1 protein-coding gene and 1 pseudogene are annotated in these 994 nt (G+C 57.5%); both read right to left on the bottom strand.

The genetic code is table 11. From position 1 onward, the window contains the following. Positions 1-73: 73 nt before the first annotated feature. Positions 74-553: a pilin gene (locus ABD866_RS10765; RefSeq protein WP_345064534.1), complete on the bottom strand. Its 480-nt coding sequence runs from the start codon at positions 551-553 to the stop codon at positions 74-76. A gap of 147 nt (positions 554-700) precedes the next feature. Then, positions 701-994: pseudogene (locus ABD866_RS10770) on the bottom strand (hypothetical protein); the annotation flags it as partial.

Genomic DNA, 994 nt, shown 5'->3' on the forward strand with positions numbered 1-994 from the left:
ATACGTCAGATTGTTCCAGAGAAAAAAGAAAGAGGCCGCGCAGGGCGGCCTCCTCGGATAGCAAGATCAGCAATCAAGCAGCCTTGCAGGAACCGGGCAGGTACTTGGCGGGCAGCGGATTCGTAGTAGCCGGACCACAACGCCATTCGGTGATCACTCGACCACCATCGTTCGTACCGTTGACGAGGTTGGCACCGATGTACGGCCGCAGCATGATCGAATTGGCAGTTGCCGACACGTCACCGCCGAGTGCTGTCGCACTACCAACAACCGTAATCACCCCGTTGGCGTCGGAAATACCGCTGACCACCATTTTGGTAGACGAAATCGCGCAGCCTTGAATAGCGGATCGCGCGTCAGCATTAGGAGACGTCTGCAGGGCTTCAGTGACGGTTGTACGGCACGACGACGCCGCAAGAATCACTTCGGATACACGTGCACGCACCGTGTAGTCTTGATAAGCAGGCAGAGCCACTGCGGCCAGAATACCGATGATCGCCACCACGATCATCAGTTCGATCAGGGTAAAACCCTTTTGAATAGAGCGCTTCATGAATACCTCCTAGGATAGTTGCAAATGCGCTCAAGTCAGTGCAAGTCGCATGCCAGGAAGCTCCCTCTAGAGAGCAAGGTCTGCGGCCAGTGCCTGATCGTCAATTTGCGGCACCCGCCCGAGATCTGATCGACAAAATTGTCAGTCTCAGACGTACATGACCTGACCAGCTGCCACCATCTGGATGTCCACCGCGCGACCGCCTTGCTGACGCTGGCCAGCGGTGATGTGCCGAATTTCCTGAACGATGGGATCCGCTTCAGAGGGCTTCGTGTGGGAGATGAAGATCGGGTAGTCTGAATCACCCGGCCTACCGGCCAACTCCTGCGCCAGCGCGGGGGACAACTGGGCCTCATCAGGGTCACCGCTGCCGTGGCAAGGGCCAGCGTCAACATGGCGGTGCGCGATTCGGTCAACGCAATGCCCCATACCAACCAAGCG

It is taken from the genome of Acidovorax lacteus (assembly GCF_039540375.1).
GTDB classification, from domain to species: domain Bacteria; phylum Pseudomonadota; class Gammaproteobacteria; order Burkholderiales; family Burkholderiaceae_C; genus Acidovorax_G; species Acidovorax_G lacteus.